This window comes from Ruegeria sp. CDSC054 (assembly GCF_059610645.1).
Genome location: NZ_JBXWOA010000005.1, coordinates 288,559 through 305,784, shown reverse-complemented (window position 1 = coordinate 305,784; position 17,226 = coordinate 288,559). Strand labels below are relative to the sequence as shown.

The 17,226-nt window shown below is 56.7% G+C and carries 22 protein-coding genes; 11 read left to right on the top strand and 11 right to left on the bottom strand.

Features of this window, described 5'->3' with window-relative positions; translation table 11 throughout:
• Nucleotides 1–102 precede the first annotated feature (102 nt).
• Nucleotides 103–1,908 (bottom strand): PHA/PHB synthase family protein, encoded by a 1,806-nt coding sequence (locus AC2FGC_RS13155; protein ID WP_496782561.1) that lies wholly within the window; start codon nucleotides 1,906–1,908, stop codon nucleotides 103–105.
• A 110-nt stretch (nucleotides 1,909–2,018) separates the two neighbouring features.
• On the opposite strand from AC2FGC_RS13155, the gene phaZ reads away from it, so the two are divergent.
• Nucleotides 2,019–3,290, top strand: coding sequence for a polyhydroxyalkanoate depolymerase (gene phaZ, locus AC2FGC_RS13150; RefSeq protein ID WP_496723867.1), 1,272 nt, complete (start codon nucleotides 2,019–2,021; stop codon nucleotides 3,288–3,290).
• A gap of 5 nt (nucleotides 3,291–3,295) precedes the next feature.
• Nucleotides 3,296–3,880, top strand: a complete 585-nt coding sequence (locus tag AC2FGC_RS13145; protein WP_496723611.1) for a DUF6151 family protein — start codon at nucleotides 3,296–3,298, stop codon at nucleotides 3,878–3,880.
• Here the strand turns inward: AC2FGC_RS13145 and AC2FGC_RS13140 are convergent.
• From AC2FGC_RS13140 to AC2FGC_RS13115, 6 genes are all read right to left on the bottom strand, one after another.
• Nucleotides 3,871–4,332 carry an alpha/beta fold hydrolase gene (locus AC2FGC_RS13140; protein ID WP_496723613.1) on the bottom strand — a complete coding sequence of 154 codons (462 nt, stop codon included), beginning with the start codon at nucleotides 4,330–4,332 and terminating at the stop codon, nucleotides 3,871–3,873. The two genes, AC2FGC_RS13145 and AC2FGC_RS13140, sit on opposite strands and share 10 nt — an antisense overlap.
• Nucleotides 4,332–4,586, bottom strand: a complete 255-nt coding sequence (locus AC2FGC_RS13135; protein WP_496723615.1) for an alpha/beta fold hydrolase — start codon at nucleotides 4,584–4,586, stop codon at nucleotides 4,332–4,334. The genes AC2FGC_RS13140 and AC2FGC_RS13135 overlap by 1 nt, the downstream gene beginning before the upstream one ends.
• An 84-nt stretch (nucleotides 4,587–4,670) precedes the next feature.
• Nucleotides 4,671–5,285, bottom strand: coding sequence for a hypothetical protein (locus AC2FGC_RS13130; RefSeq protein ID WP_496723869.1), 615 nt, complete (start codon nucleotides 5,283–5,285; stop codon nucleotides 4,671–4,673).
• A 17-nt stretch (nucleotides 5,286–5,302) separates the two neighbouring features.
• Nucleotides 5,303–5,731: a VOC family protein gene (locus tag AC2FGC_RS13125; RefSeq protein WP_496782567.1), complete on the bottom strand. Its 429-nt coding sequence runs from the start codon at nucleotides 5,729–5,731 to the stop codon at nucleotides 5,303–5,305.
• Complete coding sequence (locus AC2FGC_RS13120; RefSeq protein WP_496782560.1) at nucleotides 5,731–6,726, bottom strand: alpha/beta hydrolase; 996 nt, start codon at nucleotides 6,724–6,726, stop codon at nucleotides 5,731–5,733. The genes AC2FGC_RS13125 and AC2FGC_RS13120 overlap by 1 nt, the downstream gene beginning before the upstream one ends.
• Nucleotides 6,723–7,472: an alpha/beta fold hydrolase gene (locus AC2FGC_RS13115; RefSeq protein ID WP_496782564.1), complete on the bottom strand. Its 750-nt coding sequence runs from the start codon at nucleotides 7,470–7,472 to the stop codon at nucleotides 6,723–6,725. Before AC2FGC_RS13115 ends, AC2FGC_RS13120 begins: the two co-directional genes overlap by 4 nt.
• Before the next feature lie 195 nt (nucleotides 7,473–7,667).
• Between AC2FGC_RS13115 and thrS the strand changes: the two genes are divergently transcribed.
• The 5 genes from thrS (at nucleotide 7,668) to AC2FGC_RS13090 (ending at nucleotide 12,352) form a co-directional block, all read left to right on the top strand.
• Nucleotides 7,668–9,626: a threonine--tRNA ligase gene (gene thrS, locus AC2FGC_RS13110; RefSeq protein ID WP_496782559.1), complete on the top strand. Its 1,959-nt coding sequence runs from the start codon at nucleotides 7,668–7,670 to the stop codon at nucleotides 9,624–9,626.
• 222 nt (nucleotides 9,627–9,848) lie between these two features.
• Nucleotides 9,849–10,151 carry a BufA1 family periplasmic bufferin-type metallophore gene (locus tag AC2FGC_RS13105; protein WP_058275886.1) on the top strand — a complete coding sequence of 101 codons (303 nt, stop codon included), beginning with the start codon at nucleotides 9,849–9,851 and terminating at the stop codon, nucleotides 10,149–10,151.
• A gap of 70 nt (nucleotides 10,152–10,221) precedes the next feature.
• Entirely contained in the window at nucleotides 10,222–11,079 is an 858-nt protein-coding gene (gene bufB / locus AC2FGC_RS13100) for an MNIO family bufferin maturase (RefSeq protein ID WP_496723621.1), read from the top strand.
• Nucleotides 11,076–11,837 carry an HvfC/BufC family peptide modification chaperone gene (locus tag AC2FGC_RS13095; RefSeq protein WP_496723623.1) on the top strand — a complete coding sequence of 254 codons (762 nt, stop codon included), beginning with the start codon at nucleotides 11,076–11,078 and terminating at the stop codon, nucleotides 11,835–11,837. The genes bufB and AC2FGC_RS13095 overlap by 4 nt, the downstream gene beginning before the upstream one ends.
• Entirely contained in the window at nucleotides 11,834–12,352 is a 519-nt protein-coding gene (locus tag AC2FGC_RS13090; protein WP_282169248.1) for a DoxX family membrane protein, read from the top strand. The genes AC2FGC_RS13095 and AC2FGC_RS13090 overlap by 4 nt, the downstream gene beginning before the upstream one ends.
• A 1-nt stretch (nucleotide 12,353) precedes the next feature.
• On the opposite strand, the gene AC2FGC_RS13085 is transcribed toward AC2FGC_RS13090, so the two are convergent.
• Complete coding sequence (locus AC2FGC_RS13085; protein ID WP_496723624.1) at nucleotides 12,354–12,722, bottom strand: hypothetical protein; 369 nt, start codon at nucleotides 12,720–12,722, stop codon at nucleotides 12,354–12,356.
• A gap of 39 nt (nucleotides 12,723–12,761) precedes the next feature.
• Nucleotides 12,762–13,079 carry an ArsC/Spx/MgsR family protein gene (locus AC2FGC_RS13080; protein ID WP_496723625.1) on the bottom strand — a complete coding sequence of 106 codons (318 nt, stop codon included), beginning with the start codon at nucleotides 13,077–13,079 and terminating at the stop codon, nucleotides 12,762–12,764.
• A gap of 215 nt (nucleotides 13,080–13,294) precedes the next feature.
• On the opposite strand from AC2FGC_RS13080, the gene AC2FGC_RS13075 reads away from it, so the two are divergent.
• Nucleotides 13,295–13,501: a cold-shock protein gene (locus AC2FGC_RS13075; RefSeq protein ID WP_010439113.1), complete on the top strand. Its 207-nt coding sequence runs from the start codon at nucleotides 13,295–13,297 to the stop codon at nucleotides 13,499–13,501.
• Nucleotides 13,502–13,730: 229 nt separating this feature from the next.
• Here the strand turns inward: AC2FGC_RS13075 and thyX are convergent, their stop codons facing one another.
• Entirely contained in the window at nucleotides 13,731–14,642 is a 912-nt protein-coding gene (gene thyX / locus AC2FGC_RS13070) for an FAD-dependent thymidylate synthase (RefSeq protein ID WP_496723627.1), read from the bottom strand.
• Nucleotides 14,643–14,817: 175 nt separating this feature from the next.
• Here thyX and AC2FGC_RS13065 point away from each other — a divergent pair, with 175 nt between their 5' ends.
• Genes AC2FGC_RS13065 through AC2FGC_RS13055 form a run of 3 tightly spaced genes read left to right on the top strand, consistent with a single transcriptional unit; the run spans nucleotide 14,818 to nucleotide 16,666 of the window.
• A complete protein-coding gene (locus AC2FGC_RS13065) occupies nucleotides 14,818–15,246 on the top strand; it encodes a VOC family protein (RefSeq protein WP_496777590.1) in 429 nt (142 codons plus the stop codon).
• Nucleotides 15,243–15,947: a DUF1194 domain-containing protein gene (locus AC2FGC_RS13060; protein WP_496777588.1), complete on the top strand. Its 705-nt coding sequence runs from the start codon at nucleotides 15,243–15,245 to the stop codon at nucleotides 15,945–15,947. Before AC2FGC_RS13065 ends, AC2FGC_RS13060 begins: the two co-directional genes overlap by 4 nt.
• Nucleotides 15,944–16,666, top strand: a complete 723-nt coding sequence (locus AC2FGC_RS13055) for a DUF1194 domain-containing protein (RefSeq protein WP_496766886.1) — start codon at nucleotides 15,944–15,946, stop codon at nucleotides 16,664–16,666. Before AC2FGC_RS13060 ends, AC2FGC_RS13055 begins: the two co-directional genes overlap by 4 nt.
• Here AC2FGC_RS13055 and AC2FGC_RS13050 read toward each other — a convergent pair whose 3' ends face one another.
• Nucleotides 16,667–17,164 (bottom strand): MarR family winged helix-turn-helix transcriptional regulator, encoded by a 498-nt coding sequence (locus AC2FGC_RS13050; protein WP_282169244.1) that lies wholly within the window; start codon nucleotides 17,162–17,164, stop codon nucleotides 16,667–16,669.
• Between the last annotated feature and the right edge of the window lie 62 nt (nucleotides 17,165–17,226).

Sequence of the window (17,226 nt, the reverse complement as noted above, 5' to 3'; positions counted from 1 at the left end):
ACCCCGGTTTTCATCAGCTTGAGGACAATATGGATGCCGCACCGCAGCATTGCAAGAGTTTTATTGCTGCACTGCGGCATATTTCTGCAAGGCGCATTGAAATCAAATACTTGCCTTGACTCGCACATAGGTCCCAGGCGCCGAAGCCAGGGCAGGATGGGCCGAATCGCCGGTCGCACGCGCGGGCACCTGTTTACCCGACCGCTTCTTCAGCCAGGCCTCCCACCGGGGCCACCAGGAGCCTTCGTGATACGTGGCCTCTTTCAACCAGGTCTCCGGATCTGCCTTCAAATCGGTGTTGGTATAGTGACCGTATTTCTTTTTGCTGGGCGGGTTCACGATGCCCGCAATATGCCCCGACTCCGAGACGATGAAGGTCTTCGACCGCGACCCCATCTGCTGCACCCCGCGATAACACGCCTTCCACGCCGCGATGTGATCGGTCTCGCAGGTGATCGCCATCAGCGGCACGTCCACGTCGCGCACATGCAGCTTGTGCCCCAGCAATTCGAACCCGTCGGTGACGAAGTCATTGCGCTGACATAGGCCGCGCAGGTACTGAACCGCCATGCGGCCGGGCAGATTGGCCCCGTCCCCGTTCCAGAACAGCAGATCAAACGCGGGCGGTGTCTCACCCATCATATAACTGCGGATCGCAGGCCCATAGATCAGGTCCTTTGAGCGCAGAAATGACATCGTGCGCCCGATGATCCACGCTTTTAGTACACCGTCCTCCGAGATCTGATCCTCGATCCCGTCCACAAAGTCGTTCTGCAGGAAGGGCGTGAACTCTCCCTGGTCTCCAAAGTCGGTCAGGGCCGTGAAGAACGTGGCCGACTTAATCGACTTGTCGCCGCGTTGCTTGAGCAGCGACAGCGTCAGGCTGAGCGTGGTGCCCGCGATGCAGTAACCGACAGCGTTGACCTGTTTGACCTTGCAGATCGATTTGACCTCTTCGATCGCGGTCAGGAATCCCTCCTGGATATAATCCTCCATGCCAATATCGGCGTGGGATTCATTGGCGTTCACCCAGCTGACCACAAACAGGGTATAGCCCTGCTCGGTCACCCATTTGATCAGGCTGTTCTGCGCCTTGAGGTCCAGAATGTAGAACTTGTTGATCCAGGGCGGGAACAGCACCAGCGGTGTTTCGTGCACCGTCTCGGTCGCCGGTTTGTACTGGATCAGCTCCATCAGCCGGTTGCGATAGATCACATCGCCGGGCGTTGTCGCGATATTGCCGCCAACCTCAAAGGCGCTGTCATCGGCCAGCTTCACCACCATCTCACCGTCATTAGCCTCGAGATCGGCCACGAGGTTTTCCAGCCCCTGGATCAGTGACTGGCCTTCCGTCTCAACCGCCTTTTCCAGCGCATCCGGGTTGGTCGCCAGAAAGTTCGTCGGAGACATCATGTCGATGATCTGCTGCGAGAAGAACGCCAGCCGCTGCTTGTCCTGCACATCCAGATCCTCGACCGAAGCCACTGCTTGCGCGATGGCTTCGGCATTGGTCTGATATTGCTGGCGGATGAATTTGAAATACGGGTTTGTCTCCCACAGAGGGTTGGAAAACCGCTTGTCCCGGGGGGCGGAGGCGGCCTCTTCCGCCTCCTCGCCGCTCACCAGCGCCTGCTGCGCCTCGGCAAAGTTCAGAACAGACTGGCCCCAGAACTCGATCTGCTGCTCCAACAGCTTGGCCGGGTTCTGCATCGCCTCAGCCCAATACGCCGATGCTGCCTTTGCATAAAGCTCTTGATTCGGACCGTCTAACGCAGGGTTATGACCCTTCTTTCCCGACATCGCATCAACAAGCCGCTTCGAAAGCTCCTCCACCTTGTCCATATTTTCTTTAAGCCTCTCAAGGTGTTCCGGGGATAGCTCCGGTGTCTGGTGTTCACTTGTTGTCATTTTAACAATTCCCCCTTAACCTCGCTGCTATGCAGAATAATCGTCGTGGGCTTGGGGAACAAAGCGACGAATGGTCCGACACTCACACCGGCAGCCAGGAGGCCCCCTATATGCGCTACATGATGACCTACGACCTTATGGAAACCATGCGCAACACGAACCAATGGATGGGGGCAACGGCCAGTGCTATGGCGTCTTACCCACTGTTCTCCATGATCCCCAACCCAGCGTTCAGCATGATGGCCGCATGGGGCGAAGTGACCGAGCGCACGTTTCAGCGCATGATCGCAAAGCCGGACTGGGGTATTCGAACGTTCACGTGTGAGGATGGCAAAGACCACCTTGTTGATATTGTTCCCGTAATGGAGCGCCCATTTGGCGACCTGATCCATATTCGCGTCAACGGACGGGAAGAACAACCCCGTAAGGTACTGTTGGTTGCACCTATGTCGGGGCACTACGCGACTTTGTTGCGCTCGACAGTCAAGAGCCTGCTGGTCAATTGCGAGGTTTACGTAACCGATTGGCATAATGCGCGTGATATTCCCGTTTCCGAAGGCAAGTTCGATGTCGAGGATTACACGCTCTACCTTGTCGATTTTATGAAGGAACTGGGCCCGGACACACATGTCGTCGCCGTTTGCCAACCCGCTCCGCTGACCCTGGCCGCGACCGCATATCTGGCCGAGGTTGAACCCAAAGCCCAGCCAAGCACACTGACCCTGATCGGTGGGCCGGTTGACCCTGACGCCACTCCGACCGACGTGACAGATTTCGGCCGCCGCGTCACCATGGGACAGTTGGAAGAAACCATGATCCAACGCGTGGGCTTCAAATATAAAGGCGTTGGGCGCATGGTCTATCCCGGACTACTGCAGCTTGCCTCTTTCATGTCAATGAATGCAGACCGCCACTCCAAGGCGTTTACAGATCAGATCCAGCGCGTGATGCGGGGTGAAGCATCGGATCACGATGCCCATAACAGGTTCTACGATGAATATCTGGCCGTTATGGATATGCCAGCCGAGTTTTACCTGTCCACAGTCGAGCGCGTTTTCAAAAACCGCGAAATCGCGCGCAACGAGTTCATTGTTGCGGGGCACAAAGTCGATATCGGCAAAATCACTGATGTTGCGGTCAAATCGGTCGAAGGCGCAAACGATGACATCTCGGCCCCAGGTCAGTGTATCGCCGCTCTTGAGTTGTGCACCGGCTTGCCGGCCAACAAAAAGGCAAGTCATGTCGAACCCGGCGCCGGCCATTACGGCATCTTCGCGGGGCGCAGCTGGCGCGACAATATCCGGCCGCTTGTGATCGACTTCATGAACGCCAACACGCGCAAACCACAGCGTCGCGCGGCAAACAAAAACAAAGTGGCCTGAAAGCGATGAGCAGGAAGACGGTGAAAGAGACCCCGTTTTCCTGCTCTTGCGGTTCCCTACATGGACGGATCAGCGCCGCAGGCGTGAAACACGGCACACATGTCGTGTGCTACTGTCACGATTGCCGCGCGGCGCAATTGTACTTTGGGCAACCCGATCCTGCCCCCGGTCCTGTTGAAATCCTGCAGATGCTTCCGGAAGAGATCCATTTCGACGGTGGCGCAGAGCATCTCGCGCTGATGCAACTAAGCCCCAAAGGGATGATGCGCTGGTATGCCAGTTGCTGCAATGCGCCACTGGCGACCACACCAACAACGCCGAAGTTCCCATTCGCGGGTTTTATCGTCAAACGTATCCCCGACCCAAGTGGGTTGGGGCCGATCACCACGCGCGGGTTTATCCCCACAGGATACGGCAAACAGACCCATGAAAAGATTGGGTCAGCCGTATATGGGCTAGTGACCCGTGTCGCGAAATCGCGGGTGTCAGGCAGTTGGAAGAACACACCCTTCTTCGACCCAGGCACTTTTGACCCGGTTGCCGAACCTGTGATCCTCAGCAAATCCGAACGCGCAGCCCTTTATCCGTAAGTGACCCGCGTAGGTGTGCTTAACCAGTTCTCAAGCGCTTCATTGACGACCTGAGGGGTCTCGAGGGTTGGCAAATGTCCCGCGTCCTCAACCACTTTCAGTTCGGCATCCGGGATCAGTTCCGCAATAAAGGCGTGTTTGCGCACAGGTGACAGCAGGTCACGCGCCCCACACAGCACCAGCGTGGGGCACTTGATCGTCCTCAGCGCCCCTTGCTGATCAGCGCGCCGCTGCAAAGCGCGCATCTGCCGGTCAAAGACATCCGCCCCCTGGTCCAGAGCCATTGTTATCACGTCATTTAGGATGGGAACACGTCTTGGCCCTGGGGCCAGTGTGTCTGACCCAATGATTTTTCGCATCACCTCTTCAAGCCGACCGGCCTTCGCGCCGACCATATGCTCTTCTCGCGTCGCTGCGATCTGGGGCGTGTCGGCCTGCGCATCCGTCGCCATCAGACACAGGGCGAGATTCGGTCAGGTGCACGGCGAACAAGTTCCAAGGCCACGACGCCGCCCATGTTCAACCCGGCCAGTGCGAAACGATGGGGCAGTTGATCCAATAGGCCCGATGCGATCTCTTCAATCCGCTCGCCCAACGAAACCGGTGCAACCGTGACCGCGCGTTGACGAGAAAAGTGGGCGATCTGAGGGGCAAACACCCTAGAATCGCACATCAATCCGGGCAATAGAACCAGCGGCTCGATCAATCGCGGCCTCCTTCATCTCAGCTTCTTGAGTGGCTTTGTTTTTTAACAGGATGAGAGGTTTTTTCGGCCTGGGCAAGTTAAACTTCACGGATAGGCAATACCGCGAAACGTGGGAAAATCCGCATAGCGCTTTTGACGAGTCTTCAGGTCTTCGCCCGGATTTTCGCCCGCACGCAACAGGCACCCGCGCGGGACGATGTAGCTGTCGATACGCTTGATGGGAATTGGTCGCCACACCAGATTGAAGGCGCAGAGTTTTGGAAAAAACCAAATCTCGGAATACTCCAGATGGTCGTGCATCCACCACGCCAGATCGCGCCAATCCCGCCCTTCCGCGTAACGATCCGCGAACCACGGAATGACAATCGACGCCCCAGCAATCCGATCATCGCCGGTGCCCCAGTCCCAGATATGGCATTCCAGCGGATTGTCATTTCGGGCACAGTTCAGCCGGTTTTCATTGCCAAATTGATTCAACGACGGCGATCGGTAACCGGACCGGACTGCCACGCGTCCGAACGTCTCTTCTAACGGGTCCAGCAACGTCAGGCAAAAGGCTCGGCCGGTTTCGATGGCAAGATCGGGATTGTCGGGAAGATTTTGTTTTTCATGGAAATTTCCAATCTCGGAATACAAGAAATCCCGCATGAAAAAGTGCTTGGACAGGCGCACGCGGCCAAGAGTTTCAAGGCTCCACATGCTACCCGGCTTACGCATCACCCATACCCGTTCCAGCGAAACGCCCCATCAGGGGCCAGAGGTGAGAACGGGTTGAAAGCGACCTCCCATACCGTGCCGTCGGGCGCGCGGAAGTAACCGTGATGCCCGCCCCAGAACACATCCGAGGCCGGTTTAAGAACCTCGGCGCCAGCGGCCTGAACCTTGCTTAAAACCTGCGCGACATCTTCCTTTGACCGGCAGTTATAGCTAAGCGTCAGCGCCCCACGGCCCAAGGTGCCCACGTCAACACCAATCTCATCGGCCAATGCCGGCAGAGGATACAGCCCCAGCGTCTGCCCGATCAGATCAAAGGCAATCACACCATCCGGGCTGTCGACACGTTTCCAGCCAATCTTTTCATAGAACACGGCCGCGGCTTCCGGGTCCTCGACCCCAACCGTTATTAAGCTGACGCGCTGTTCCATCATTCGATCCCCTGCTCTTTCAGCCATGCCAGAATACCAGCGACCGCGGCATCCGTCTGCCCCGGAGACATCAAGCGTCCGGCGATCACATGGGATGACGGGTCATCACCCGGCCCCATCGTTACCGTCTGAACACTTGCAGGCCCGCCCCAGGCATCGGCCACCTTGTGGGTCAAGTCCGGACGCACAACCTGATCATCGTCAGAGAACCAGAACAGCGCTGGGACACGCGCCTGCGAGAAGTCCAATGCATAAACAGTCTCAACCAAGGCGGTCATAGGCACAACTGCCTCCCACGGATAAACCGACGACCAGTACTTGTTCTTTTCCCGGTCCGGGCCAGAGACGTCCCGTTCTTCCCCCATGATCAATGGCAGCCAGCTGCGCGCCCATGGAAGGCCGGGTATCCAGGCACCGGGCGTGTTCACTCCGAAATTCGGAGAGACAAAGACCAAACCGGCTACGTTTTCTATAAGCGCGTCGTCCAATGCCGTAGCCGCAGCCAGCGTTCCGCCGGTCGAGGTCGAAATCACGACAACCTGATCGCCCACCGCCCGAGCGGCAGCCAACCCTTCGGCCAAATCCTGCATCCAGCCCGAGGCGGTGCCTTCGGCCATTGCATCCCCACCGCGCCCGTGGCCCTGCAAGCGGGTGTAGACCAGATTGGCCCCCAAAGCCTCTGCGACCATATCGGGGACCGGGCGAATTTCTTCGGACGAGGCGGAAAACCCGTGCACATACAGGATGGAAACCGGCGTGCGCTGTTCTTTGAACCCGTCTCGCCAGATAACCCGTTTCTCAACACCCGGAGTAATGTCATCGAAAGTGGACTCGACGCTTTCGAAATAGACCTGCACCCCTTCGCCAAACTTGCGGGGTTCAAATGTCGGATTCAGGTTCACCGCTTCGCGGGGGCCGAACCAATAGATCAAAGCGCCAGCCGCAACCAGCACTAGAAGAAAACGACCTATAATTTTGCCGAATGCCCGGATCATTGCACGCCCATCACTTCAAGCACGGCGTTTTCGATGATCTCAAGGCATGGCCCGTCCGAGAATCTGTGGTCAGCGTCCTTGACCAACAGCAGACGCATGTCAGGTCCCGTGGCGTGGTCCAATAGACGCATTGCGGTTGCACTGGAAACCGCCGTATCTGCAGTCCCCTGCAGAAAACGAACCGGAAAAGGAAGGTTCATTCCATCCCGCAAAACCAGCCGTTGTCTTCCATCTTCGATCATACGCTTCGTGATGATGTAGGGCTCCATATAGTCCGAGGGCAGTTCGACATACCCTTCGGTCTCCAACACCTGTTTTTGCGTGTCAGAAAACGATGCCCAATACCCGTCCTCGGTAAAATCCGGGGCCGCGGCAATTGTGACCATACCGGCAATCCGGTCCGGTATCGCTTTGGCCAGTAAAAGCGCCTGCCAGCCGCCCATTGACGACCCAACAATAATCAAAGGCCCAACTGTCAGCTCAGTCACGGCGGCCAGAGTGTCATCGTGCCAGTCCCCGATACAGCCGTCCTCAAACTTGTCCGAACTTTCACCGTGACCAGAATAATCAAACCGCAGGAATGCCTGACCGCGCGCCTTGGCCCAAGCCTCAAGATGCACCGCCTTGGTGCCCTCCATGTCAGACTTCAGCCCGCCCAAAAACACAACCGTCGGCCCTGCCCCATCGCTTTTGCGATAAGCCAGCCGCCGCCCTTGCGCCGTTTCCAGAAAATCCGTCGCTGCCATGTCGCCCTCTTTCCTTTTGGGGTTCATCATGCACGGCTGCCCGGTGGCTGCAATTCCCGAATTCGAACCTCCCGCCGCGTCAACCACAGCGCGGTTGGGTGCTTGACAGGTCATGCTGCAACTGCCAAATGGATCGAACACACATAACCCGCAACCGGGCGTTCAGTGGGCGCCAAACCGACGAGGAGAGCCGATATGGCCCTAGACTCACAGCCAGTCTCCCTTACTTTTCCCGATGGCAATGCACGATCCTATGACGCAGGCGTCACGCCAGCTCAGGTCGCTGCTGATATCTCGAACTCATTGGCCAAAAAGGCCATCTCGGCCACCGTGAACGGCCAGCACTGGGACCTGCAGTGGCCCATCAAATCTGACGCGCAGATCGCCATCCACACCATGAAAGATGAGGAACAGGCCAACGAGCTGATCCGTCACGATCTGGCGCACGTGATGGCGCGTGCAGTGCAGGAAATCTGGCCTGCAACCAAGGTCACCATCGGCCCCGTGATTGACAACGGTTGGTACTATGATTTCGACCGGGAAGAACCGTTCACGCCCGAAGATCTCGGCCTCATCGAGAAAAAGATGAAGGAGATCATCAATAAGCGCGATCCCGTCACCACCGAAATCTGGGACCGTCAGCGCGCAATCGAATTCTACAAGGCCAATAACGAGCCTTATAAAGTCGAGCTGATCGAAGCCATTCCGGGTGACGAACCGCTTCGCATGTACTGGCACGGCCACTGGCAGGACCTCTGCCGTGGCCCGCACTTGCAGCACACCGGCCAACTGCCGGGCGACGCCTTCAAGCTGATGAGCATTGCTGGCGCCTATTGGCGTGGCGACAGTTCGCGTGCGATGCTGCAGCGTATTTATGGCGTGGCCTTCACCGGCAAGGAAAAGCTGAAAGCGCACCTGCACATGCTGGAAGAGGCCGCCAAACGTGACCACCGCAAGCTGGGCCGCGAGATGAACCTGTTCCACATGCAGGAAGAGGCACCGGGTCAGATTTTCTGGCACCCGAATGGCTGGAAAATCTATACCACTCTGCAGGACTATATGCGCCGGATGCAGGAACGCGACGGTTACGTCGAGGTGAACACGCCGCAGGTCGTAGACCGCAAACTGTGGGAAGCGTCTGGCCACTGGGACAAATATCAAGAGAACATGTTCATCGTCGAAGTGGACGAAGAACACGCCCGCGAAAAGGCGATCAACGCGCTGAAGCCGATGAACTGCCCGTGTCACGTGCAGGTTTTCAATCAGGGTTTGAAGTCTTATCGCGATCTGCCTCTGCGCATGGCCGAGTTCGGATCTTGCGCGCGGTATGAACCCTCGGGCGCTTTGCATGGGATTATGCGGGTCCGTGGCTTTACGCAGGATGACGGCCATATTTTCTGCGCTGAGGAACAGATCGAATCTGAGACCGCCAAGTTCATTGCGTTCCTGTCCAAGGTCTATGCTGACCTCGGGTTTCATGACTGGACCATCAAACTGTCGACTCGCCCAGAAAAGCGGATCGGGTCGGATGAAAGCTGGGATCTGGTCGAAAAAGCGCTGGGCGATGCCTGTAGGGCAGCGGGCTATGACTATGAGGTTCTGGAAGGCGAAGGCGCGTTCTACGGCCCCAAACTGGAATTCACCTTGACCGACGCGATCGGCCGGACATGGCAGTGCGGCACCTTGCAGGTTGACCCCAACTTGCCCGAACGTCTGGATGCCAACTTTATCGGAGCCGATGGCGCAAAGCATCGTCCGTTCATGTTGCATCGGGCAACATTGGGCTCGTTCGAACGCTTCATCGGTATCCTGATCGAAGAGCACGCTGGCAAGCTTCCGTTCTGGTTGGCCCCGCGTCAGGTGGTGGTCGCCTCGATCACGTCCGAGGCGGATGACTATGTTTTGGAAGTTGTCGAAACGCTCAAGGCCGCTGGCGTGCGGGCCGAGGCGGATATTCGCAACGAAAAGATCAACTACAAGGTCCGTGAGCACTCGGTCGGCAAGGTGCCGATCATTCTGGCTGTCGGTCACCGCGAAGTTGACGAGCGTACGGTAAGTGTGCGCCGACTTGGCGAAAAACAGACACAGGTTCAATCGCTTGAGGCTGTAACAAAAGAGTTGTCTTTGGCGGCTACCCCGCCCGACCTTCTGTAACATTCGGCGATAATTTGCACGAAATCCGGCCTCGAATTAGAGGCCGGATTGAAACATTTTCCATTTTTCATTTCAAAAACAGTTTGTTAACCTTCAAGAGGGCATTACGCTCTTTGACGGGGTTGTGAGACACGGGCTCGTGAATTCACCTGCCCCGATTTAGCTACTACCTTTGTCATTGTCACAAGAAGACATACGCAGTCATCAAAAGGGATTACCGAGATGTCGAACACCGCAAAAACCCTGGTTATCGCAAGCGCAGTTGCAGCAGCCGTATCTGGCGTCGCCACAACCGCCTCCGCACAAGCCAAAGAGAAATGCTATGGCGTTTCGCTGGCCGGTCAGAACGACTGTGCCGCTGGCCCCGGCACCACCTGCGCGGGCACCTCGACCGTTGACTATCAGGGCAATGCCTGGACACTAGTCGACGCTGGAACCTGCGCCGATATCGAGCTGCCCAAGTCGGCAGACGGTGCAGCGCGCGAAGGTTCGCTGGAACCGCTGGAGCGCGACCTGCCGGCATAAGCCCAAGCATCTGAGAATCGGAGGGGCGGGCCCAATCGCCCGCCTCTTTTCGTGACCGGAGGATTTGCACATGCTGGATAGTTCACTTCGATCGAACAGGCTGCCCGCAGTGCCGGGAGTCGGGTACAAACCTCAGCACTATGAACAGATTCTGGACCATGCGCATCCGGTCGGCTGGCTTGAAATCCACGCCGAAAACTACATGGGTGATGGCGGCAGGCCGCTTGCGCAATTGCGCCACCTCTCTGAAAAATTTCCCATTTCCGTCCACGGCGTTGGCCTCTCGATCGGTGGAGAAGGCCCCTTGGACCCCGACCATCTGGCGCGCTTGAAACACTTGGTGGGGTGGCTGAATCCGGCCAGCTTTTCCGAGCATCTGGCCTGGTCGACCCATGACAGTCATTTCCTGAACGATCTTCTGCCCCTGCCCTACACTGACGAAACGCTGGAGCGAATCTGTGCCCATATTGACCAGGTTCAGGAAACCGTGGGGCGGCAAATGCTGTTGGAAAACCCGTCCAGCTATTTGGCTTTTGAAGAAAGCACATGGTCCGAGCCTGACTTCCTGCGGGAAATCTCACGTCTGACAGGATGTGGTCTTTTGCTGGATGTGAACAATGTCTTCGTGTCGGCCACCAATCTGGACTTCTCTCCGCAGAGCTACATCGACGCCTACCCGCTGGACAACGTCCACGAGATCCACCTTGGCGGTCATGACGAAGACGAAGACGACCATGGCCGTCCCTTGCTGATCGACAGCCACGGTCGCGAAGTCGTTGATCCGGTGTGGACGTTGCTGGATTACGTGTTGGACCGTTCCGGCCCGAAACCCGTACTGATCGAATGGGATACGGACGTACCCGACTGGTCCGTTCTTCGGGCTGAAGCAGATCGGGCGCAGGCGGCACTGGACCGCATCCCAGCATGAACGTTTCGCAAACCACGTTCCGCGCAGCCCTGCTTGACCCGTCGGCGGCCGTTCCGGACGGTTTGTGGGATGCCGCAGAACGCCCTGCCGGGCGGCGGTTCAGCGTTTACCGCAACAACGTGGCTGTTTCGTTGACCGAAGCGATGCATCAAGCCTTTCCAGTGATCGCACGGCTGTTAGGCACGCAGAACATGGATGGGCTTGCCGGGCTTTTCCTGCGCAAACACCCCCCGTCTTCACCGCTGATGATGTTTTACGGTGAGGAATTTCCTGAGTTCCTTGCCGGGATGGAGCAGCTGTCACACCTTGGCTACCTTGCCGACGTCGCGCGTCTGGAACTGGCGCTGCGCCGGTCCTACCACTCTGCTGACAGCCAACCTGCACCGCCTGATGCGCTGGCCATCCCACCGGAAGAGATCGTTCTGGCAAAGCTGGAATTTGCGCCATCCATGAAGGTTCTTCGGTCAGATTGGCCGCTGTTTTCGATCTGGCGCTTCAATTCAGAAGACGGTGCACCAAAACCTGCCCCCGGATCCGAAGATATCCTGATCACCCGGCCCGAATTCGACCCGGCCCCGCATTTTCTGCCCAAAGGCGGAGCGGACTGGATCGCGCACGTTCAGGCCGGACTTACCATTGGCGAGGCATTTGAACAAACCTCTGCCGAATTCCCCGAATTTGACCTTGGGGCCACTCTGGCGCTGCTTTTGCAGGGCGGCGCAATAACCTCTGTGACTATCGAAAGGCTGGCAACATGACTGCCCTGATCTCATTGCACAACAATACCCTGGGAAGGTTGGAATTGACCTCTGGCTGGTTGACGCCGACCCTGGCGCGGGTCGTGTTCATCGCGGTTCTGCTGTTCTATTTCTGGAATTCAGCAATGACAAAAATCGACGGTTCGATATTCTCGCCGTCTGCAGGCGCGTTTGGTCAGATCTTTCCAAAAGCGGCCGAAGCCGCCTTGTACGATATTTCTCAGCTGACCATTGTCCAGCGTATCGTGATTTTCCTAGGTACCGTTGCAGAGTTCGTTCTGCCCGCGCTGCTGCTGGTTGGCCTACTTACACGCCTGGCAGCATTGGGCATGATCGGTTTTATCTGGGTTCAGACCGCCACTGACGTTACCGGGCACGGAGTGAAACTTGGCAGCCTGTTCGACAATGCGATCTCATTGATAGACCAACGCATGATGTGGACTTTCCTGTTCCTCGTCATCGTCATTAATGGCGCAGGTCCGCTCTCGGCCGACCGAATCCTGCGCATTAAGTGAACTAGAAATGTGCCTTGGGCTCGTCCGGCTTTCCCGCGGCCAGCCCAAGGATGCCCGCCACGGCGGCAAAGGCCACCGGGAACATCGTAAAGACGTTGAAACCAAACGCGAAATACATCCCGACGGCTGAGATCAGCAGCAATATTCCACCGATCAGAGCCCGCGCATGGGCCATTGCGCCCCCCGCGATGGCCAGCAAAGGTGCAATAATGGAAGCAGTCTGGATGAACTGTGCGTTGTCCACTTGTTCAGCAAGGCCTTCGATCTCACCGTAATGGTCTATGAATTCGATATAGCCATAGCCAAAAAAGCCAACAATCATTCCGATCAAACCGGCAATGACGCCCAAAATCATTGATGCGTTGCGCATTTAAACCCTCATAATTACGTCAGACACATAAGCGCCCAATCAGGTAACGCCAAGACTTGCCTTGGTTTTTGCGGTCCAGCCCAACGACAACGTACCGTCATTTTCGATCAAGGGGCGCTTCATCAAAGTCGGGTGTTCCTTCAGCAGCTCCAAAGGTGGTCGCGTGCGTTGTTCCGCGTCCAATCCACGCCAAGTTGTTGACCGGGTATTGAGCAAAGCTTCGCCGAACGTATCAAACGCCTCTGTCAGGACAGAATCGGGAACACCTTGCGTCCGAACGTCTACAAATTCTATATTTTCTATTTCTTTTAATGCCTTACGGCACGTATCGCAATTTTTCAGGCCATATAGACGCATTTTGGGACCGTTCCTGTACTAGTATGAATTTTGGGCATTTTTGCCTGCTGCTTCCAGTAATTCTTGATTTTTTACTTCACCGTGCAATGTTGAAAAAGACGAAACACACAATTCGGGCCGCGTCGTGTGGGCGAAGCGGTGATGTGTTGTGGTTACGTCAACCACTGCCCCCACCAATTTGTGGGACAACGTGTAAGTAGAAGGAGACACGGGAAATGCCAACTGGCACCGTGAAATGGTTTAATACCACGAAAGGCTATGGGTTTATTGCCCCTGACGAAGGTGGCAAGGACGTTTTTGTTCATATCTCGGCCGTAGAACGGTCCGGTCTGACCGGACTCGCTGACAATCAGAAAGTCTCGTATGAGTTGGAAGACGGACGCGACGGCCGACAAATGGCCTCTGATTTGAAGCCGTTATAAAACACCCCGTCATCTGCGGGTACTAAAAGCAGGCCAACGGCCAATTTCCGGCCGTTGTCCATTCTCAAGGGTTTGAAACCTTACCCTCGCGCCGGTTTGGAATCGGCATGAGTGTTTTAGTTTTCGCCGAACACCACGATTTCCGAGCGTTCACACATAACACTGATGACTGATGTCATGAGCCGCTCGAAATGGCATCATGACATCAGAAGAAAGAGTCTTGTCGGTTTTAACCCTCGCGAATGACTGCCTCGAACTCGCGCCATTCCCGTGTTGTCATGCCCGAGTTTTCCTGCGTCACGGCTTCGCCGGCCAACATGCGCCGCAGGCTATCAACCATCTGCGCCGAAAGGTTGACCGCGCCCAAACGGTAATCTTCGAACGCTCTATACGCGAAGGGCACCCAGTCGGCGACGATCTTGCACATCATGTCGGCGTAAACGCGGATTTCGTACTGAGCATGTGGATCGGCCCGCAAGCGCAGGAAATGGAACAGGTTGTGCAGATCCACCTTCCAGTACCACTGCGTGTAGATATTCGCAGGCAGGTTCATGCGCGCCAATTCTCGCGCCAGCCCCTGCTGACCATCCTGGTTGATCATGGCTTCGTAATTGTCATAGCACCGCGCGCTGTCGGCCTTGAGCATTTCCAGAACGCGGGCTGCCTCTTCGCCTTGCAGGGCGTCGCCGCGGCCCTGATTGTTCACTTCGGATTGTGCGGCCACATGGTCCGGCGCAGGGATATAGAACTCTCGGTCCAGAATCGAATACCGCGCAGAATACTCATTCACATTTGCGGTCCGGTGGCGAATCCACTGTCGCGCGACAAAGACCGGCAGTTTGACATGCAACTTGATCTCGCACATCTCAAACGGGGTCGAGTGCCAGTGCCGCATCAGATAGCGGATCAGGCCCTCGTCATTCTGCACCGATTTGGTGCCCTTGCCATAAGATACACGTGCCGCCTGACAAATCGCTGCGTCATCCCCCATGTAATCAATCACGCGTACAAAGCCGTGGTCCAGCACCTGATGCGCGGTATAGAGGTGGTCTTCCATCCCCTCAGCCACAACGCGGCGTGTTGGATGCGATTGCGCCCGTTGCGCTTCGATCTCGGCCAGTTGGTCAGAGGACAGCGGCATGAAAGTTCCTTTCCAGCAATGAGTCGCCCACCACTATATCTCGGCAATTCCCAGACCGGAACCGCGACATGTGCACCAAGCGTCGCAATTTCCAAATTGTGTCCGCCCTGCCCCTCGACACGCTTGGTCCGCGCGCTAAGCTGCAGCGCATCACCTGAATAGAAAGGAAGCCACAATGGGGCTGACATATCTTCACACCATGGTTCGCGTGAAGGATCTGGAGAAGTCGATGGCGTTCTACGAACTGCTGGGCCTGAAGGAAACCCGCCGGTATGACAGCGAACAGGGCCGGTTTTCGCTGATCTTCATGGCGCCGCCAGGGCAAGAGGACCGGCCAATCGAACTGACGCATAACTGGGACGGCGACGATAACCTGCCCAGCGACAGCCGCCATTTCGGGCACTTAGCCTACGGCGTCGATAACATCTACGAAGTTTGTCAGCATCTGCAAGACAACGGCGTCGTTATCAACCGCCCGCCGCGCGATGGTCGCATGGCTTTTGTGCGGTCTCCGGATAATATCTCGGTCGAACTGCTCCAAAACGGCAAAGCGCTGGAACCAGCCGAGCCCTGGGCCAGCATGGAAAGCACCGGCAGCTGGTGATCCGCTGGCTGATAGCGCTGGGTCTGGCCGTTCTGGCCAGCCCCGTTCGGGCCGAGACCTGCCGGCTTGCACTGGCGCTCGCTATGGATATCTCGACTTCCGTGGACGAGAACGAAGACGTTTTGCAACGGAAGGGTCTTGCGGCTGCATTGATCGCACCAGAAGTGGTCGAGGCATTTTTTTCGTCGCCCGCGCCGGTCGCGCTGGCCGTGTATGAGTGGAGCGGCCGCACCACCCAACGCGTTATTCTGAACTGGACCATGATCAACACCGAAGCCGACCTGCTGGTTGCCGCCTCAACGGTGCAGCAATCGGTTCGCTCGGACAGCGCCTCGGCCACGGCAATGGGTTATGCCTTGGCGTTTGGCGCGACTTTGATGCAGCAAGCGCCACCCTGCCTTTTTAACACCATCGATTTGTCCGGCGATGGCTCAAACAATGACGGCTATGGGCCGGACTCGGCATACCGGCACTTTCCTTTTCAAAACGTCGTGGTCAACGGACTGGTGATCAACGCTGCTGATTTTGAAGGAGAGCTGTTCCTCATCCCGTTTTTCGAAAACAACGTTCTGCATGGTCCTGGCGCGTTTCTTGAAATCGCACAAGGATTCGAGGATTTTGAACGCGCGATGCGTCGCAAGCTGGAACGTGAGCTGAAAGGATTGCAGATCGGTGCGTTGAAGGAGGGTGCACATCAATGATCCGCCTCCTGGCCGCGATATTTGCCATGTTCGCCAGCGCCGCCGCGTCGGAATGCAGGCAAGCACTGGCGTTGGGGCTGGACGTGTCCGGTTCGGTCGACAGCACCGAGTATAGGATGCAAACCGGAGGTCTGGCGGCAGCCTTGCAACGCCCTGAAGTTGTTCAACTGATACTGTCCGACATCGGCGCGCCTGTGCGATTGGCTATCTACGAATGGAGCGAGACCCGCCATCAACGCATGTTGGTAAACTGGACTGAGATCCGCACGGCACAAGATCTTGCACTGATCAGCGACCAATTGAAGACCGTCGCGCGGGGTAACGCACCACAGGGCACGGCTGTTGGGTCAGCAATGCGGTTCGGAGCCAATCTACTGTCGCAGCAACCGAATTGCTGGAAACGCACATTGGATCTGTCAGGGGACGGCAAGCACAATCTGGGCCCTCATCCACGCAGCGTGAAAGCCGAACTGGAAAACACCGGCATCACGATCAATGGGCTGGTGATCGGAGCCGACGATCCCAGTCATGGCGACAAACGCTATGTCCAGGTCGGTGAGCTTTCCGCCTATTACAACACATGGGTTATACTGGGGCCCGGAGCATTCGTCGAAGTCGCTTTGGGCTTTGAGGCCTATGAGGACGCAATGACCCGAAAACTGATACGCGAGCTAGATGGGCTCACCCTGTCCGATGCCACAGATACCCTGCGCCCCTGATCAATAGATGTACCGGATTTGGTCCGTCCAATACCGCTCGACCCGCCGCAGGGATGTGGTGATATCATCGATGCCTTCCAGCCCCAACACGCCGCGATTTTGCAGCCCCTCAGCGTGGCGCGAAAACAGCTCAGATACGACATCGCGTATCTCACGACCGCGTGGGGTCAATCGAACCCTTACGGATCGGCGGTCGATCTCGCATCTTTGATGGTGCATGTACCCCATTTCGACCAGTTTCTTCAGGTTGTAGCTGACGTTGCTGCCCTGATAATACCCGCGACTTTTCAGTTCACCCGCGGTGACTTCATGGTCGCCGATATTGAACAAAAGCAAGGCCTGCACGGCGTTGATCTCCAATACGCCAACACGCTCAAACTCGTCCTTGATGACGTCCAATAGCAACCGGTGCAGCCGTTCCACCAAGGCAAGTGCCTCAAGATAGCTGGTCATGAACCCTTTGGTTCCCGGCGCGGAGACCTGCATTTCCATACTCATCCGATCCTCCGATTCAGTCGCGCTGTTTCAGGCAGGATGAATGGAAATCCCGAAAAATCGGT

Excerpts from the sequence above, each read along its gene's own strand:
- AC2FGC_RS13155 (WP_496782561.1), bottom strand. The coding sequence starts at position 1,908 with ATGACAACAAGTGAACACCAGACACCGGAGCTATCCCCGGAACACCTT.
- phaZ (WP_496723867.1), top strand. The coding sequence starts at position 2,019 with ATGCGCTACATGATGACCTACGACCTTATGGAAACCATGCGCAACACG.
- AC2FGC_RS13145 (WP_496723611.1), top strand. The coding sequence starts at position 3,296 with ATGAGCAGGAAGACGGTGAAAGAGACCCCGTTTTCCTGCTCTTGCGGT.
- AC2FGC_RS13140 (WP_496723613.1), bottom strand. The coding sequence starts at position 4,332 with ATGGCGACGGATGCGCAGGCCGACACGCCCCAGATCGCAGCGACGCGA.
- AC2FGC_RS13130 (WP_496723869.1), bottom strand. The coding sequence starts at position 5,285 with ATGTGGAGCCTTGAAACTCTTGGCCGCGTGCGCCTGTCCAAGCACTTT.
- AC2FGC_RS13125 (WP_496782567.1), bottom strand. The coding sequence starts at position 5,731 with ATGGAACAGCGCGTCAGCTTAATAACGGTTGGGGTCGAGGACCCGGAA.
- AC2FGC_RS13120 (WP_496782560.1), bottom strand. The coding sequence starts at position 6,726 with ATGATCCGGGCATTCGGCAAAATTATAGGTCGTTTTCTTCTAGTGCTG.
- AC2FGC_RS13115 (WP_496782564.1), bottom strand. The coding sequence starts at position 7,472 with ATGGCAGCGACGGATTTTCTGGAAACGGCGCAAGGGCGGCGGCTGGCT.
- thrS (WP_496782559.1), top strand. The coding sequence starts at position 7,668 with ATGGCCCTAGACTCACAGCCAGTCTCCCTTACTTTTCCCGATGGCAAT.
- AC2FGC_RS13105 (WP_058275886.1), top strand. The coding sequence starts at position 9,849 with ATGTCGAACACCGCAAAAACCCTGGTTATCGCAAGCGCAGTTGCAGCA.
- bufB (WP_496723621.1), top strand. The coding sequence starts at position 10,222 with ATGCTGGATAGTTCACTTCGATCGAACAGGCTGCCCGCAGTGCCGGGA.
- AC2FGC_RS13095 (WP_496723623.1), top strand. The coding sequence starts at position 11,076 with ATGAACGTTTCGCAAACCACGTTCCGCGCAGCCCTGCTTGACCCGTCG.
- AC2FGC_RS13090 (WP_282169248.1), top strand. The coding sequence starts at position 11,834 with ATGACTGCCCTGATCTCATTGCACAACAATACCCTGGGAAGGTTGGAA.
- AC2FGC_RS13085 (WP_496723624.1), bottom strand. The coding sequence starts at position 12,722 with ATGCGCAACGCATCAATGATTTTGGGCGTCATTGCCGGTTTGATCGGA.
- AC2FGC_RS13080 (WP_496723625.1), bottom strand. The coding sequence starts at position 13,079 with ATGCGTCTATATGGCCTGAAAAATTGCGATACGTGCCGTAAGGCATTA.
- AC2FGC_RS13075 (WP_010439113.1), top strand. The coding sequence starts at position 13,295 with ATGCCAACTGGCACCGTGAAATGGTTTAATACCACGAAAGGCTATGGG.
- thyX (WP_496723627.1), bottom strand. The coding sequence starts at position 14,642 with ATGCCGCTGTCCTCTGACCAACTGGCCGAGATCGAAGCGCAACGGGCG.
- AC2FGC_RS13065 (WP_496777590.1), top strand. The coding sequence starts at position 14,818 with ATGGGGCTGACATATCTTCACACCATGGTTCGCGTGAAGGATCTGGAG.
- AC2FGC_RS13055 (WP_496766886.1), top strand. The coding sequence starts at position 15,944 with ATGATCCGCCTCCTGGCCGCGATATTTGCCATGTTCGCCAGCGCCGCC.
- AC2FGC_RS13050 (WP_282169244.1), bottom strand. The coding sequence starts at position 17,164 with ATGAGTATGGAAATGCAGGTCTCCGCGCCGGGAACCAAAGGGTTCATG.